The following is a 14,975-nucleotide window of genomic DNA, read 5'->3' as shown; positions in this document are numbered from 1 at the left end:
GGCGACATGCATTAATAGCCGCGCGAGCGGTCGACGAGCCCGATCGGGTCGAGACCGGCGCGGTGGCGCCTGATGTTGTCGATAACAGCGCGCGCGGCGGTCGCTGGCTGGGTGACGCTGGCGATGTGCGGGGTGAGGATGATCTTCGGATGCGCCCAGAATGGATGGCCGGCGGGCAACGGTTCGGGATCGGTGACGTCGACCATCGCCGCCGAGAGATGGCCGCTGTCGAGCGCGGCGATAAGCGCTTCATGGTCGAGCTGCGGCCCCCGGCCGGTGTGGATCAGTGCTGCGCCTTCAGGCAGTTTCGCAAACAGTCCGGCATCGAGGAAACCACGCGTCTCCTCGGTCAGCGGCAGCAGGCAAATGAGTATGTCGCTGGCCGCGAGCATCTCCTCCAGTCCGCGCTCGCCATCGTGGCAGGTCACGCCCTCGATCCGGCGCGGCGAGCGGCTCCAACCGGCGAGCGGGAAGCCGAAGGGTTTAAGCCGGTCGAGGACAGCCTGGCCGAGCTGGCCGAGGCCGAGCACGCCGATCCGGCGCGATCCGGCCTGCGGCTGCGGGATGTCACGCCACTCGCCGGCGCGCTGCTGCGCCAGATAGGCCGGCAGGTTGCGGTGGAGCGCAAGCACGGCCATCGCGACATATTCCTGCATCATGCGCACGATGCCCTCCTCGACCATGCGCACGACCTTTACGTCCGCAGGCACGGTATCGAGGCGAAACTGGTCGACGCCGGCGCCGATGGAGAAGAGGATTTCGAGATTTTTGTAGCGGGCGAGGTTATCCGGGACGGTCCAGGTGATCAGGTAGCGCACGGCATCGGGATCGACCGCCGCCGGGTCCATCGCGAAGGCAAGGTCCGGCAGCTCCCTGGCGAAGGCGTTGGCGAAAACCGCGCCGCGCCGCGCATCGGAATTGAACAGGAAAGTCATCGCGGCCGCTCCTTCAAACGCTTCATTCCAACCCTCCAGGCACATTCGGACTTGTGGAGATCAATATCGCCGCGACTGCGCTGCGGATCGAGGCAGCGATGGTCAGGGCCGCCTATCGCTCTGTTTTCCAAGGCGGATTGCGCGCTTGTCCCGCCATTCGTAGAGCGAATAGACTGCAGGGATGAACCACGGTCGGCCGCGGTAGAAGGGCACGGCCTTTGGCGCGCGGTCGAAGTCGAAGGCCGATCCCGCATCGTCTGTCCTGCCGATGAGCTTCAAGGCAGCCTTCTTGCCGAGCCAGCGCGCCCAGACCACACCGGAACCGCAGAAGCCGGTCGCATAGACCGTGTCCCCCGCCGTAAACAGGCGTGGGATCATGTCACGGTGCATTGCGACCTGGCCAAACCAACTATGAGACAGGGCGACGTTCTGCAGGTCGGGGAATATGCGACCAAGCTCGGAACGCAAATGTGTGGTGGGAGAAAGCGGGTCGCCTTCGGTCGTACCGTCCCGTCCGCCAAAGAGAATGCGCGAACCGTCCGGCGATGGACGGTAATAGTAGCTGAGCTGCCTTGTATCGCCATACATCATGCGCTTCGGCATGAGACGGTCCATGACGCCATCGCCTAGAGGCTCCGTGGCGACGATACGGCTGCGCACCGGCACGATACGGCGCCGAAGCCAGGGGTCGAAGCCGTCTGTGTAGGCGTCGGTGCACACCAGCACCTTTTTCGCGAATACTTCGCCGCGCGAAGTGGCGACGCGCACGCCGCCAACGTCCGCGCTCGTTGCCAGAACAGCCGTGTTCTCGTGGATGGTTGCGCCGCTGGCCCGGGCAATGCGCAAGATGCCGTCAAGCAGCTTGGCGGGATGAAGCCCGCCAATGTCCATGCGGACAAAGCCGCCGGCATAGAAATCCGTGCCGATGTATCGTGGAACTTCCGCGCGCGACACCGAAAACGCCTCGATGCCCAGGAAGCGCTGCAGCAGCTCGGCGTAACGGCTCAGTTCCTCGCATTCGCGATCATTTATCGCTCCGTCGAACAGGCCGGAGAGGAAAAAATCGCACTCCACCTTCTCTTCGTCGAGAAAGGTTTGAAGATCGTCTCGAGCAGCCTTTCCCTCCATCAAGATGGCATTGGCGCGAGCCTCGCCGAATCGATGGATCAATTGCTTGCGGCTTGGCCTGATGCTGCCGCTCGCCATCCCGCCATTGCGACTGGATGCGGCTTGTCCGATCGGCTGCCGATCGAAAAGCTGAACGTTGAGCCCGGCCCTTGCAAGCTCGATGGCTGCCGAGAGGCCAGCGTAGCCGCCGCCGACTATGGCGACGTCGCATCGTGCGGCCAACGGCATCACAGGAAGGGGGGCAAAAGCGCAATCCTCCCACCAATACGGCGTGGATTTGAAGGGGCGTACGGTAGCGGTGCCTGTGCTATGCATCATCGGATCGATCAGCCTGGAACGGGAAGGTGTTGCGGATCAATCGCGAGAGACCCAAAGCTTTCGCGTCGTTTCGATCACCCGCCAGATTCCCGTGAATCCGGGATGCATGACGAACGCATCACCGGCCGTAACGCGGCGTGGCTCAAGCCCGTCCTCAACGAGTTCCGAGACCCCCGAAAGGATGTAGCAGAATTCGAAGGTGGCGCCCTTGATCGAGCGATAGGCGCCGGGCGTGGCTTCCCAAACACCCGTCCGCACTTGACCGTCAGCTGTCTCGGCGATGTCCCAGGTCAGAAAGCGCGGATCGCCTTCCACCCGCCGCTCCGGCAGAAGCTCTCCCTTCCTCGGTTCGGGGAGGTGATCGAAGAAAGTCAGTTTGGACATAAAAATACCTTTCAGCGCGCTGTGTGCCGATCGAAAGACAATCGTCTTTCGAGGACATTCAGCGCCGTTAGACAGACGACGTTGATGACGAGATAGAATGCTGCGGTGATGACGAAGATTTCCATGATGGCGAAGGTCTCGCTCATCAGCCGTTTGGCATAGCCGGTGATCTCAAGCACGGTGATGGTGGAAGCAAGGCTCGATTCCTTGACGATGACGGCTACCTCGGTGCTGTAGGAGGGCAGCGCCTGCCGCAAGGCCAAGGGGAACTTGATCCGCCGGAAGATCACCCACGGGGACATGCCGCAGGCCTCCGCCGCCTCGATCTGCCCGCGTGGGAGCGACAGCAGGGCAGTGCGGAAGATTTCGGCCGTATAGGCGCCGGTATTGAGAATGACCGCGATCACCGCGGCACGAAGGCTGTCGCCTACCATCCACCAAAGGATCGCGTTGTGGCGAACAAAATCGATCTGCGCGAGGCCGTAGTAGATCACGAATATCTGCACGAGCATCGGGGTGCCTCTGAAGACCGAGCAGTAGAAATCGGTACAGCGGCGGAGAAGTCCGTGTCGGGATGTTCTGGCTGTGGCCAGCAGAATGCCGAATGGCAGGCCGACGCCAACTCCGAACGCGGCAATAAGCAGGGTGGTCTTCGCGCCGACGAGCAAAAACGGAATCGCGTATGTGACGATGCTGAGATCCATGTCAGCTCCGACGGAAACCGCGATTGAGGTATTTCTCCGCGCTGCCGAACAGGGTCTGGCTCACGGCGGTCATGGCATAAAACATGATCGCCGCCAGGCAATAAAACAGAAGCGGCGAGCGCGTGATGCCCGCGGCAACTGCCGCAGCCCGCATCAACTCCTGCATGCCCACGACGGAAACGAGCGAAGTGTCCTTGATCGTCATCTGCCAGACGTTGTTGATGCCACCCAGAGCCAGCCTGAAGGCGAGCGGCAACGTCACCCGGAAGAAGGTCACTCGGGACGACAGCGAAAGCGATCGGGCCGCCTCCAGCATGCCGACGGGTACGGCCTGCAGCGCACCCCTTATGACTTCAATCGAGTACGCGCACGAGATGGCGGCGATCGCGATGATGCCGACGATAAATGGAAAGGCATTTTCGGCACTGTCCGCATAGCCGAATGCCGCCGCGATCTTGCGAACCCAGTCCAACGACCCGAAAAAAAGCAGATAGATGACCAGGAGACCGGGAACACCGCGAATGACGATGCTGTAGGCATCGACAAGCTGAGACAGCACGCGAAGTCTGCGCCAACGAAGGATGGCGAGCGGAATTGCCGCCGCCAGCCCGATGACCAAGCCGAGAAAGCCGATCAAAATTGTAATTCCGGCGCCACGCAGCAGGGCCAGGGCCCAGCCCTTCTCCACCAACAGCACCCAGATATCCTGCAACATTTATAGATCTCGTCAGATCGTCGCGGCGCCGCCGCGACGATCCATTGCCATTGGGACGATTATTTCTTGCATGCGATGGTGTAGTCGTCCTTGAACCAGTTTTCCGAGGTCTTCTTCACCGCGCCGTTGTTGATCATGTTGCAAAGAGCCGCGTCCAGCTTCGCCTTGAGTTCGGTGTTGCCTTTGCGCAAGCCGACACCCATGCCGTAGCCCAGTGTTTCGTGATCGTCCGCCCCGGTGACCTTCACGTCGATGCGAGCGAAATTTGCTCCGTCAGGCGAACTCAGGAAGTCCACCCAGGTCGGAGAATCGCCGAAGGCAGCGTCGAGCCGCCCTGCGGCAAGATCGGCGTTCTGCTGGGTCGTGGCATCGTAGGTCTTCAAGTCGGCGGTCGGAATGTACTTCTTGATGAACTGGGCATAGGTGGTGCCGTTCACGACCCCGATGGTCTTGCCTGCGAGCGCTTTTTCAATTTCGGCAAGGCTTTTCAATCCGACGAGCGGAGAATCCTTGGCGACCACAAAATACTCAGGCGTGGTTGCGTAAGGAATGGAATAGTCGATCTTCTTCTTCCTCTCATCGGTGATGCCGAGGCCCGAGATGATGACATCGAAGCGGTCGCTGTCCATCGACGGCACCAGGGAACTGAACGTCTGGACCACGAATTTGCATTTGACCTTGAGTTCGGCGCAAATGCCGTTGGCGATATCGGCGTCGAAACCGGTAACGTTGCCGTTGGCATCGGCCATGCTGAACTGCGGCGCATCGCCTTCGGTGCCCACGCGCAAGACGCCGTCCTCGGCCGATGCGGCGCCCATGGCGGCCATCACGATGAGGCCGGATGCGTAGATTGAGCGAAGTGTTTTCTTTGCTGGCATGTTGAGTTACCCCTCTTTGCTTTCTGGTTTTATGGCCGCCATCAGGCGGCGGTTGAAATAACGCTGGAGAGGAACCGCTTCACCGCCTCTGACGCGGGATTGCGAAACAGTTCTTCCGGCATCGCATCCTGCTCAACGACACCTTTGTGCAGGAATATCATTCGGTTCGACACATCGCGTGCGAACCGCATTTCATGCGTCACGAGGAGAATGGTCGCCCCGTCATCGGCAAGCGTTCGGATGACCTTCAGAACCTCGCCGACCAGTTCGGGGTCGAGCGCGGACGTTGGCTCGTCAAAAAGCATCAGCTTGGGTTTCATCGCCAGGACGCGCGCGATCGCGACGCGCTGCTGCTGGCCGCCCGAAAGCTGGCTTGGATAGCGCTGGCAAAAGTCGGCCATGCCGACCTTCGAGAGTGCGGAAAGCGCCGTTTCCTGCGCTTTCCGCTTATCCATCGCCAGCACGTAGATCAGCGCCTCGGTTACATTGCCGAGCACCGTGCGATGAGGCCAAAGATTGAAGTTCTGAAAGACCATGCCGATGCGGCGGCGAAAGACCCTGATGTTGGCAGCGTTGACGATCTGCGTTTCGTGACGATCGTTCTGCGCGGTGGAGATCGCGTCGCCCATGACCTCGATCTCGCCCGAGGTCGGCATTTCCAGGAAATTGATGCATCGTAGTGCCGTGCTCTTTCCTGAGCCGGAAGAGCCGATGAGGGAAATGACCTCGCCCTGGCGCATCTGGAAGCTCACCCCGTCGAGCACGCGGGATGCGCCGAATGCCTTACGAAGGTCGCGAACTCTCAAAACAGGGTGCATACCGGGGCGTCTTCCGTCCGTACCGCTTTCGTCTTCACAACCGCTGCTTCGTCGCTTGGACTTCGATCGTTTGCATGATCTCGCTTACGGCTGCCTTGGCGATGGCAACCATCTCGTCGATTTCCGCTTCCGTCATGACGAGCGGCGGCGCAAAACCAAGGATGTCGCCGTGTGGCATTGCGCGGGCGATCAGACCGCGGGCCTTTGCCGCCTGCGAAATACGGGCGCCGACTTTCAGGGAAGGATCGAAGAGCTGCCTGGTATCGCGATCCGCGACGAATTCGACCGCGGCCAACATGCCGACGCCGCGCACCTCGCCGACAATCGGATTTTGCTCGAACGCCGCCTTGAGACTCTTGAGCAGATAATCGCCCTTGCGCGCAGCCTGAGCGGGGAGATCCTCGCGCTCGACGATGTCGAGCACCGCGTTCGCGGCAGCCGCGCCGATCGGATGGCCGGAATAGGTATAGCCATGCGAGAAGGAGCCGACCCTCGGCGTTGCTTCTTCCATCACGCGATAGACCTCCTCGGAGACCAGCGAGGCAGAGAGCGGCACGTAGGCGGAGGTCAGCCCCTTGGCCAACGTCACCAAATCCGGTTCCATGCCGTAGAGGTCGGAACCGAACATGGCCCCGGTCCGGCCAAAGCCGCAAATGACTTCGTCGGCGATCAGAAGCACATCGTATCTCTTCAGCACGGCCTGGATCCTGGCCCAGTAGTTTGCCGGCGGGGGAATGATGCCGCCGGTCCCCAGCACCGGTTCGGCGATGAAGGCGGCAACGGTGTCGGGCCCCTCAGCGAGGATCAGCGCCTCCAACTCGTCGGCGCGCCGCTGGGAAAACGCCTCCTCGGTTTCACCGGGCAATGCGCCTCGGTAGAAATGCGGCACGCCGGTGCGCAAGATGCCGGAGACAGGCAGATCCATGTGGTCGTGGTAGAAGCTCAATCCGGTCATCGAGCCGGCCACGACGGAGCAACCGTGATAGCCACGTTCGCGCGCGATGATCTTCTTCTTCTTCGGCTTGCCGCGAAGATTGTTGTAGTACCAGACGATCTTGGCCTGCGTCTCGTTCGCGTCGGAGCCGGACAGACCGTAGAAAACCTTGGACATGCGTCCCGGCGCCATGCGGACCAACCGATCCGAGAGGCGGGCAAGTTCCTCGGTCGTGTGCGCGGCATAGGAATGATAGTAGGCGAGCTTATAAGCCTGACGCGCGATGGCCTCCGCGACTTCGGTGCGGCCATAACCGATGTTCACGCAGTAAAGGCCGGCGAAGCCATCGATATAGTCGCGGCCATTTGCGTCCTGGACGCGGACCCCCTTTCCCGTCTCGACTATGGTGGGCTCGACCGATCCGGACGCATAGTCTTTCAAGTAGGTGAAGGGATGAAGGACCGAACGGCGGTCCATTTCGGCAATGTCGGAGATGGTGGTCACATTCGCTTCCTCAGGCGGCCAGGCTGCCAAAACATACGTATTTCAGTTCCGAAAAGTCCTGCAGGCCATGGCGAGATCCCTCCCGCCCCAAACCGGACTGCTTCCAGCCGCCGAACGGTATCGGAGCGCCGGTGAAAGACGGCGTGTTCACCCCGACCATGCCGTATTCCAACCGGTCGGAAAGGCGCATCGCGCGGTTAACATGCGTGGTGTAAACATAGGCCGCGAGCCCCATCTCGGTCGCGTTTGCGCGGGCCTGGATTTCTTCTTCGCTCGAAAATCGCAGGACGGGCGCGACAGGCCCGAATGTCTCTTCGCGGGCAATCAGCATCTGGTCGTCGACATCGGCCAGCAGCGTCGGTGCTACGAAATTGCCCGCACCCGGCTCCGGCGCAGCGCCAACCACGAGGCGCGCGCCGCGCTCCAGCGCATCGTGAATATGGGCTCGGCACTTTTCGACTACGGACCGCTTCGTCATCGGTCCTATATCGACACCCGCTTCAAAGCCAGAACCGCTCCGCAGTGCTGATATTCGCTTGGCAAGCCGCTCGATGAAACGATCGTAAAGCCGGTCCTGCACGAAGATGCGGTTAGCGGCCAGGCAATCCTGCCCGGATGTCGTGAACTTAGCCGCCATACAGCCTTCGATGGCTAGATCGAAATCGGCATCGTCGAACACGATGAACGGCGCGTGCCCTCCAAGTTCCATCGAGACCTTCTTGACCGTCTTGCCCGCCCGCGACAGCAGCATTCGGCCGATCTCGGTCGAACCGGTGAAGCTGAACGCGCGTACCCGTTGATCATCCAGCAGACGGCCGACCAGCCTTCCCGGCTCGCCGGTGACCACCTGGAAGACGCCAGGAGGAAATCCTGCGCGCTCCGCCAACACTGCGAGCGCCAATGCCGAAAGCGGGGTTTCCACCGCGGGCTTGACGATCACCGTGCAACCGGCGGCAAGTGCCGCCGAAGCCTTGCGAGCGATCATGGCGCTGGGAAAATTCCACGGCGTAACGGCCGCAGCGATGCCAACCGGCTGCATGGAAACGAATAGCCGGCTCCCCGGTTTGTGGCTCGGAATGGTCTCACCGTAGGCCCGCTCGCCCTCGGCGGCGAACCAATCCATGAAACCCGCGCCGTAGAGGATTTCAGCGCGCGCTTCCGCAAGCGGTTTGCCCTGTTCGGCAGACAGGATGACGGCAAGGTCGGCAACGTTTTCGCGAACGAGCCGTCCCCACGCCGCAAGGATCCGTGCCCTGTCTGCCGCCAGCATGTCGCGCCAGCCGTCGAAGGCATTGCCGGCACAGCTTATCGCCCGTTCGAGCATCGGCTCGTCGCAAGCCCCTACGCGGGCGATCTCCAGTCCGGTCGCCGGATCGGTCACCGCTATATCGAGATCCGTGTCAATGAAGGTGCCGCCGACAAACAACTGCGTCCGCAGCAGTCCGGCATCGCTCAGCCGAGCGAGCGCCAAGCGCGCTTGCGGCACCATCTGGTTCATTGATTTTCGCGCCTTGAATTCATACGGGCAGCCTATGCGCGCAGAGGCGCAGAAATTCGTCCCAAGTACTTGCAAGATCGCAGGATTCCTGCAAATTTTTGGAGAATCTGAAGAAATACGCAAAGGATTGGCATGAAACTGGATCGCCTTGATGCTCGCCTCGTCAGCATCATGCAAAACCACAACCGATACAGCACCGAGGAACTCGGACAGATGGTCGGCCTGTCGGCCACGGCCGTTCAGCGTCGTCTCAAGCGGCTGCGCGACGAGGGTGTCATCGAAGCCGATGTGTCCATCATCAAGCCCAAGACAGTCGGTCGCCCCGTCGCCATGCTCGTGCTTGTCTCGCTCGAACGCGAGCGGGCCGACATCGTTGATCGCTTCAAACAGTCGATCCGCCACACCCCGGAGGTTATGAACGGCTATTACGTTACGGGAGAATCCGACTTCGTTCTGATCGTGACATCCCAAAGTATGGAAGACTATGAAGCCTTCACTCGAAAGTTCTTCTATGAAAATCCGGACATCAAGGGGTTCAAGACGATGGTCATCATGGACCGGGTGAAGGTGGGTTTTTCGATGCCGATCGACCTCGATAATTTTTCTTGATTTCTTGTCTTCCGGATCGGTGTGGCGGACGAGTGTGAAGGCCCGGGCAGCCCGCTCTTTCAAGTCGAGCAAAGTGCACCCAGCATCTCGATCATGCGCTGGCAGGCGGCGAGTTCGCCGGCGAGGATGTATTCGTCCGGCTTGTGGGCGCGGCCGATGTCGCCGGGGCCGCAGATGATCGCATCCAACCCGGCGGCCTGGTAGAGCCCGGCCTCGGTGCCGTAGCTGACGGCGGCGAGCGGGGTTTGGCCGGTCAGCTCCTGCAACAACGCCGCCAGCGGCGCGTCCTGCGGCAGCGACAGCGCCGGATAGGCGCTGAGCGGCGTCCACTCGACTTGAAAACCACCGGTTGCGCTGGTTTCCGTGCTGGCTTTGACCAGCGCCAGCAGACTGGCCGGGTCGACGCCGGGAATGGCGCGCGCTTCCAGGTCCAGCGTGCAGTTGTCGGGGATGATGTTGACCGACTGTCCGCCCTTGATCACGCCCGCTTGCAGCGAGGAATAGGGCGGCTCGAAGGTCGGGTCGAACGGGCCGTGCGTCAGCCGCTCGGCCTCGCTCACGACGGCGCTGAGCGTCTCGGCCATGCCATGGATGGCGTTGCGCCCGAGATCGGGGCGCGAGGAATGGCCGGAGCGTCCATGGATGGTGACTCGGGCTGCTGCCTTGCCCTTGTGGCCGCGCACGGCGCGCATGCCGCTCGGCTCGCCGACGATGACGCCGAGCGGCTTCGCACAAAGGTCGGGAAGCCGGGCGATCAGATGCGGCACGCCGCGGCATCCGATCTCTTCATCGTAAGAGAAAGCGATATGGATCGGCCTGGCCAGGCGCTGTTTCGCCAGCGCAGGGACGGCCGCAAGCACCGCCGCGAGAAACCCTTTCATGTCAGTAGCGCCGCGGCCGTAAAGCCGCTCGCCCTCCCGGCGCAAGATGAACGGGTCCGAGCTCCATTGCGGCTCACCAGCGGGGACGACATCCATGTGGCCGGACAGGACATAGCCCGGAACATCGGCTGGACCGATCGTGGCGAAAAGATTGGAACGGTCGCCTTCCGGCCCGGGCAGCAGGGTGACCCGCGCCTCGTGTTTCGCCAGATAGGCCTCGATCCAGCCGGCGATGTCGCCGTTCGGCTGGCCGGCGAGCGAGGGGAAGGCGACGAGCCGGTCGAGGATGTCGAGAACGTCCATTCAGCTCCTCAAGGCATTTCGCTTCGCCGGAACGCTGCCGCGCCTTGTGCACGCTTGCAAGGTTTCCGAGAGGATGCGCGCACGCTTTCGCGATTGCGTGCCGAAAGCGGAAGTGTTTCAGTCGAATCTAGCGTTGGCGTGCGGCTTTCGAGCAAATCCTACGGGTCCGCTCGGTTAGCGTTGGCGAGACAGAGGGCGGCCGACAGGCTGGAACCTCTCTTGCGGCAGTCTTCAGGGGCATGGAATTGAAGCCGTCCGGGAGTTTGAAAATCGACGCTTTCTCGATGCGCATCGGCGACATCGAGGACGTCGATCTGGAGCGTCTGCACGCGCTGTCCCTGTCGGTGGGATGGCCGCACCGGGCCGAGGACTGGCAGTTCCTGCGCGGCTCGGGACAGGGGTTCGTGGCGCTCGACGAGATCGGCCGGGTTCTGGGCTCCGCCATGTGGTTCGGGCATGGCGCCGGTTTCGCGACCGTCGGCATGGTCATCACCTCGCCGCGCCTGCAGACGCTCGGCGCCGGGCAATGGCTGATGAAGCGGGTCTTCGAAAAGGTCGGCGGGCGCGACCTGCGCCTCAATGCAACGCGGGCGGCAAGGCGGCTCTATCTCTCGCTCGACTTCCAGCCGGAAAAGACTGTCTATCAATGCCAGGGGCTAGCGCGCGCCGAGGCGGCAGGCCGGCTGGTGGAGACACGGGGCGAGCTGCGCGCTTTGACTGCAAGCGATGCGCCGGCGGCGATCGCGCTCGACGCGGTAGCGTTCGGCGTCGGGCGGGCGGCGCTTATCGAAAAGTTGTTCGCGCATTCGGTCAGCTACGGTCTTTTCCGGGGTGACAGGCTCTGCGCTTTCGCGCTCTGCCGGCCGTTCGGGCGAGGCCATGTGCTGGGACCGGTCGTGGCTGAAAACGACGCCGATGCGGTTGCGGTCGCCCGGCCGCATGTGGCGCAGCATTCTGGCAGTTTCCTTAGGGCAGACACGCATATGGAGAGCGGCGAGTTCGCCTCCTTCCTGTCGCATAGCGGGCTGCCCGTCTACGACACGGTGCTGACCATGTCGCTCGGCAAACGCCTCGACGATTTTGCCGCCGCCGGCGCAACCGAGCCGACCACCTACACCCTTGTCAGCCAGACGCTCGGGTAGGCGCGAAGACGACGGCGCTTGGCCGCTTCAGAACGGTTGAGCAGAATTTGGTGCGTAGGCGACTGGTTGGGAGTCTATCTCGGGGCTTTGCGTTTCGCTCGCCCTGACGCAACCCAGGCAGGCGAGGGGGTGTGCCACTCACGAACGAACGCGAATGATTGTTTTCCCGCTGATCCGCTCGGTCGGGTTGAAGGCGGCGACGGCACTGTCGAGGCTCGCGACGGTTCCAATGTTCGTTCGCAATCGTCCGTCCCGCACCCGTTGGACGATCTCATTCAGCTGGGCACGATCGGATTCGACAACGAAGTCGACCGCCAGACCCTCGGTGGGCAGCGCCTCGGCGGGGCCGACGACGGTCACCAGCGTTCCTCCGGTTCGGATAAGGGCAACGGACTGCTTCTGGATGTCGCCGCCGATGACATCGAACACCAGATCGACTTCACCGATGTCTTCCAGGGCGTCGTTCTCGAGGTCGATGAATTCATTTGCGCCGAAATCCAGCGCCTTTTGACGGTCTGCGGCGCGCCCGGTGCCGATGACATAAGCGCCGGCCTCGCGCGCGAGTTGCGTCACCATTGAGCCGACCGCGCCGGCCGCGCCGTGCGCCAGGACGCTCTGCCCCGCCTGAAGGCGGCCGTGCTGGAACAGTCCCTGCCACGCGGTCAGACCCGAGATTGGCAAACTCGCGCCCACCGTTAAATCGACGTCGCCCGGCAGCGGCGCGAGGTTGCGTGCCTCTATGGCCATGTATTCTGCCAGCGTGCCGTCGCGATACCAGTCTGCGAGGCCGAACACGCGTTGTCCAACTGAAAGACCCGTCGTGCCATAGCCAAGTGCCGTAACCACTCCGGCCAGTTCGTGCCCAGGGATCGACGGCGTCCGATCCCGGCCGACGCGATCGGTCCAGGTCGAGGGCCATGAGAGCTCGGTCGGGACGAATCCCGACGCATGAACCCGAACGATGACATCGTTTATCGCTGCCTGCGGCTCGGGCCGCTCCACCAGCTTCATCCCGGCGGCTCCCGCAGCTTGGTCCGTCACGACGATTGCCTTCATGGGAATTGTCTCCTCGATCATTGTCACGTGGCGATACCCCTAGATGTAGGCGGCTCCGGTCATGAAAAAACACCAGATTTGCGGGAATGATGGTACCATCGCGTATGGCATCTCTGCCCATCGACCTCGATCGCGCTGCAAGGGCGCCGCTGGCGACGCAGGTCCACAAGGCGGTCCGGGACGCCATCGAGACGGGTCGGCTCGACCCGGGAGCAAAGCTTCCGTCCTGCCGCGATATGGCCGCCCAACTCGGCGTCTCGCGCGGCACGGTACGCGTCGCCTACCAACGGCTCGTCGACGAGCAGTTCGCCGTCGGCGCCGGCGCGGCGGGCAAACGAGCAGTTCGACAGGCTCATCCCGGAGATCGACCCGGTCAAGTGGCGTGCGGTGCATTACCGCGTTGCGCACGAGAAGCGCCAGCGACGACCGTCGACTGGATGTTCCTCGGGACCGTGCTCGCCGGCTGGCTGGCACAGTACCTCATTGCCGGTTGAAACGTTCCGGAATCTATTCCGGAACGTTCGGCCCACTGCCTCGCGGTGGCGAGCTTTCCATTTTCGGCCTTTCGATGCCATCCTATCAAAGGGCCAAGGATGGAGGGGTGCGCGAATGGCATATGACGCAATTGCTCTGGAAATTTTCATCGCTTCACCGAGCGACGTACTCCCCGAGCGCGGATCGGTTCGGGAGGCCATCGCGGGCTGGAACGCGGTCTATTCGCGATCTGAGAACGTGGTTTTGATGCCCGTAGGGTGGGAAACACACAGTTCTCCCGAGTTGTCGGGTCGCCCACAGCAGATGGTGAACGATCGGCTGTTAGCACATGCCGATATCCTGGTCGGCATTTTCTGGAGCCGGGTTGGGACGCCGACAGGTGAAGCTGCAAGCGGGACCATCGAAGAGATCGAGCGGCACATGGAGGCTGGAAAGCCAGTGATGCTGTACTTCTCCAATGCCCCGATCCCGCAAGATATGATCGACGACGAGCAGAGAAAAAAGCTGGCGGAGTTTAAGGCTTGGGCACAGGATAAGGGACTGTACCACACCTATAACACCCCGGAGGAGTTGCGATCGCTTCTTCGGGATCACCTTCCCACAGCGATGCGGGAAAATAGCTACGTATCAAGCATGCTAAAATCCGACGGGGCAGCATCTGGGGTGGAAACACAGTTTGGCCCGCCCGTTGCTATCCCAAGCTCACCCGCCCGTTCCGTCAGCGATGATGGGCTTCGAGTTTTGAAGGCAGCAGCCGTTGGCAACGGTACTGTTATCGTGCGCAGATATCTAAGCGGCACTGTGGTCAGCGCCGGTCGACAGCAGTTCGCTGGCCAGGGAGCGGATAGCAGGACTATTGCGAGGATGACCGCAGCCGTCAGCGAACTAAGTCACCTTGGGCTTCTTGAAGACAGAAGCGGTAAAGGACAACTTTTCCGAGTTACACACCAAGGCTACCAGGCCGCGGACGCATTGCCTGATGATTTTGCCGGTCCGGCCTGACAAAAGGTCAGCCTGCCGACTGTGCAAAGCCGCCGATCAAACCACCGATCAATGAGCCGATCTTGCCGTAGCTCTCAGCACTGAGACCGCCCGGCTTGCCTTCAACCGCCTCGCGGATCGATGTCGATCCATTGAACGCCCCCTTCTCGATCGCGGCGATGCCCTTAGCCGTCAATTGCGCTCCAAAATAGCCGCCAGCTATGTTCTGCGACAGGACGGTGACCAAGCCCTCGGCGCGCAGCCACTCCATTACGTCAACGAAATGATGCACATCGTCCCCAGTCGGGTACTGTTCTGAGAAAACATGCTTTGCCTCAAGCTCCTGCCGGCGAAGGCCGTTCAAGATGAGCTTTGCGAGGATGCGGCCGATAACTTCATAGCTGTCACTGAGGGTTGGCATCTTTGGGCGTGTCCGCAGCTTTGTACGCAAGAATCAATAAAACGGAAAATTCAAGTATTTCAAGGATATCTGGCGGAGAGAGCGGGATTCGAACCCGCGTTACGGTTTCCCGTAAACACACTTTCCAGGCGTGCGCCTTCAACCACTCGGCCACCTCTCCGTCTTTTCGCATCTCGCGCCGGCCGGTTTCGCCGTGCGGGTTGGGGAGATGCTCCCTTAGGAAATCCTCTACGGATCATGTGGCTGCCTTCAACCGGCGGGCAGCCCTTCC

General features: G+C 61.7%; 16 protein-coding genes and 1 tRNA gene. 4 read left to right on the top strand and 13 right to left on the bottom strand.

Annotated elements, in window-relative coordinates:
• Positions 1–11 precede the first annotated feature (11 nt).
• From FJ988_RS21480 to FJ988_RS21440, 9 genes are all read right to left on the bottom strand, one after another.
• Positions 12–935, bottom strand: a complete 924-nt coding sequence (locus FJ988_RS21480; RefSeq protein WP_140820352.1) for a glyoxylate/hydroxypyruvate reductase A — start codon at positions 933–935, stop codon at positions 12–14.
• Positions 936–1,037: 102 nt separating this feature from the next.
• A complete protein-coding gene (locus FJ988_RS21475) occupies positions 1,038–2,381 on the bottom strand; it encodes an FAD-binding oxidoreductase (RefSeq protein WP_246688626.1) in 1,344 nt (447 codons plus the stop codon).
• Between the two features lie 36 nt (positions 2,382–2,417).
• A complete protein-coding gene (locus tag FJ988_RS21470) occupies positions 2,418–2,765 on the bottom strand; it encodes a cupin domain-containing protein (RefSeq protein WP_140820351.1) in 348 nt (115 codons plus the stop codon).
• An 11-nt stretch (positions 2,766–2,776) separates the two neighbouring features.
• Positions 2,777–3,469: an ABC transporter permease gene (locus FJ988_RS21465; RefSeq protein ID WP_140820350.1), complete on the bottom strand. Its 693-nt coding sequence runs from the start codon at positions 3,467–3,469 to the stop codon at positions 2,777–2,779.
• Between the two features lies 1 nt (position 3,470).
• Positions 3,471–4,184 (bottom strand): ABC transporter permease subunit, encoded by a 714-nt coding sequence (locus tag FJ988_RS21460; RefSeq protein ID WP_140820349.1) that lies wholly within the window; start codon positions 4,182–4,184, stop codon positions 3,471–3,473.
• 59 nt (positions 4,185–4,243) lie between these two features.
• Positions 4,244–5,011, bottom strand: a complete 768-nt coding sequence (locus tag FJ988_RS21455; RefSeq protein ID WP_407067693.1) for a transporter substrate-binding domain-containing protein — start codon at positions 5,009–5,011, stop codon at positions 4,244–4,246.
• A gap of 92 nt (positions 5,012–5,103) precedes the next feature.
• The gene (locus FJ988_RS21450) at positions 5,104–5,880 is read right to left on the bottom strand and encodes an amino acid ABC transporter ATP-binding protein (RefSeq protein WP_140820347.1); all 777 of its coding nucleotides are present in this window, start codon (positions 5,878–5,880) and stop codon (positions 5,104–5,106) included.
• A gap of 34 nt (positions 5,881–5,914) precedes the next feature.
• A complete protein-coding gene (locus FJ988_RS21445; protein WP_140820346.1) occupies positions 5,915–7,318 on the bottom strand; it encodes an aspartate aminotransferase family protein in 1,404 nt (467 codons plus the stop codon).
• 10 nt (positions 7,319–7,328) lie between these two features.
• Entirely contained in the window at positions 7,329–8,816 is a 1,488-nt protein-coding gene (locus FJ988_RS21440) for an NAD-dependent succinate-semialdehyde dehydrogenase (RefSeq protein WP_407067847.1), read from the bottom strand.
• A 132-nt stretch (positions 8,817–8,948) separates the two neighbouring features.
• On the opposite strand from FJ988_RS21440, the gene FJ988_RS21435 reads away from it, so the two are divergent.
• Entirely contained in the window at positions 8,949–9,425 is a 477-nt protein-coding gene (locus FJ988_RS21435; protein ID WP_140820345.1) for an Lrp/AsnC family transcriptional regulator, read from the top strand.
• 59 nt (positions 9,426–9,484) lie between these two features.
• Here the strand turns inward: FJ988_RS21435 and argE are convergent, their stop codons facing one another.
• Positions 9,485–10,609 (bottom strand): acetylornithine deacetylase, encoded by a 1,125-nt coding sequence (gene argE, locus FJ988_RS21430; RefSeq protein WP_140820344.1) that lies wholly within the window; start codon positions 10,607–10,609, stop codon positions 9,485–9,487.
• Between the two features lie 239 nt (positions 10,610–10,848).
• Here argE and FJ988_RS21425 point away from each other — a divergent pair, with 239 nt between their 5' ends.
• The gene (locus FJ988_RS21425; RefSeq protein WP_140820343.1) at positions 10,849–11,751 is read left to right on the top strand and encodes a GNAT family N-acetyltransferase; all 903 of its coding nucleotides are present in this window, start codon (positions 10,849–10,851) and stop codon (positions 11,749–11,751) included.
• Positions 11,752–11,889: 138 nt separating this feature from the next.
• On the opposite strand, the gene FJ988_RS21420 is transcribed toward FJ988_RS21425, so the two are convergent.
• Positions 11,890–12,807, bottom strand: a complete 918-nt coding sequence (locus FJ988_RS21420) for an NADP-dependent oxidoreductase (RefSeq protein ID WP_140820342.1) — start codon at positions 12,805–12,807, stop codon at positions 11,890–11,892.
• Positions 12,808–12,911: 104 nt separating this feature from the next.
• On the opposite strand from FJ988_RS21420, the gene FJ988_RS21415 reads away from it, so the two are divergent.
• A complete protein-coding gene (locus tag FJ988_RS21415; protein WP_140820341.1) occupies positions 12,912–13,301 on the top strand; it encodes a GntR family transcriptional regulator in 390 nt (129 codons plus the stop codon).
• A 115-nt stretch (positions 13,302–13,416) separates the two neighbouring features.
• A complete protein-coding gene (locus tag FJ988_RS21410; RefSeq protein WP_140820340.1) occupies positions 13,417–14,304 on the top strand; it encodes a hypothetical protein in 888 nt (295 codons plus the stop codon).
• 7 nt (positions 14,305–14,311) lie between these two features.
• Here FJ988_RS21410 and FJ988_RS21405 read toward each other — a convergent pair whose 3' ends face one another.
• Both FJ988_RS21405 and FJ988_RS21400 read right to left on the bottom strand, forming a co-directional pair.
• Positions 14,312–14,704 (bottom strand): hypothetical protein, encoded by a 393-nt coding sequence (locus FJ988_RS21405; protein WP_140820339.1) that lies wholly within the window; start codon positions 14,702–14,704, stop codon positions 14,312–14,314.
• A gap of 70 nt (positions 14,705–14,774) precedes the next feature.
• Positions 14,775–14,864 (bottom strand) — tRNA-Ser (locus FJ988_RS21400).
• Positions 14,865–14,975 lie beyond the last annotated feature (111 nt).

The organism is Mesorhizobium sp. CU3, assembly GCF_006442965.1.
Lineage (GTDB): Bacteria > Pseudomonadota > Alphaproteobacteria > Rhizobiales > Rhizobiaceae > Mesorhizobium.
Note: the sequence above shows the minus strand (reverse complement) of the source record. Positions and strands in the feature narration are given on the sequence as shown.

What these genes read in the sequence shown, in the direction of transcription:
- FJ988_RS21455 (WP_407067693.1), bottom strand. Translation starts at nt 5,011, where the DNA reads ATGGCCGCCATGGGCGCCGCATCGGCCGAGGACGGCGTCTTGCGCGTG.
- FJ988_RS21475 (WP_246688626.1), bottom strand. Translation starts at nt 2,381, where the DNA reads ATGATGCATAGCACAGGCACCGCTACCGTACGCCCCTTCAAATCCACG.
- FJ988_RS21465 (WP_140820350.1), bottom strand. Translation starts at nt 3,469, where the DNA reads ATGGATCTCAGCATCGTCACATACGCGATTCCGTTTTTGCTCGTCGGC.
- FJ988_RS21420 (WP_140820342.1), bottom strand. Translation starts at nt 12,807, where the DNA reads ATGAAGGCAATCGTCGTGACGGACCAAGCTGCGGGAGCCGCCGGGATG.
- FJ988_RS21460 (WP_140820349.1), bottom strand. Translation starts at nt 4,184, where the DNA reads ATGTTGCAGGATATCTGGGTGCTGTTGGTGGAGAAGGGCTGGGCCCTG.
- FJ988_RS21410 (WP_140820340.1), top strand. Translation starts at nt 13,417, where the DNA reads ATGGCATATGACGCAATTGCTCTGGAAATTTTCATCGCTTCACCGAGC.
- FJ988_RS21480 (WP_140820352.1), bottom strand. Translation starts at nt 935, where the DNA reads ATGACTTTCCTGTTCAATTCCGATGCGCGGCGCGGCGCGGTTTTCGCC.
- FJ988_RS21415 (WP_140820341.1), top strand. Translation starts at nt 12,912, where the DNA reads ATGGCATCTCTGCCCATCGACCTCGATCGCGCTGCAAGGGCGCCGCTG.
- FJ988_RS21470 (WP_140820351.1), bottom strand. Translation starts at nt 2,765, where the DNA reads ATGTCCAAACTGACTTTCTTCGATCACCTCCCCGAACCGAGGAAGGGA.
- FJ988_RS21405 (WP_140820339.1), bottom strand. Translation starts at nt 14,704, where the DNA reads ATGCCAACCCTCAGTGACAGCTATGAAGTTATCGGCCGCATCCTCGCA.
- FJ988_RS21450 (WP_140820347.1), bottom strand. Translation starts at nt 5,880, where the DNA reads ATGCACCCTGTTTTGAGAGTTCGCGACCTTCGTAAGGCATTCGGCGCA.
- FJ988_RS21435 (WP_140820345.1), top strand. Translation starts at nt 8,949, where the DNA reads ATGAAACTGGATCGCCTTGATGCTCGCCTCGTCAGCATCATGCAAAAC.
- FJ988_RS21440 (WP_407067847.1), bottom strand. Translation starts at nt 8,816, where the DNA reads ATGAACCAGATGGTGCCGCAAGCGCGCTTGGCGCTCGCTCGGCTGAGC.
- FJ988_RS21425 (WP_140820343.1), top strand. Translation starts at nt 10,849, where the DNA reads ATGGAATTGAAGCCGTCCGGGAGTTTGAAAATCGACGCTTTCTCGATG.
- argE (WP_140820344.1), bottom strand. Translation starts at nt 10,609, where the DNA reads ATGGACGTTCTCGACATCCTCGACCGGCTCGTCGCCTTCCCCTCGCTC.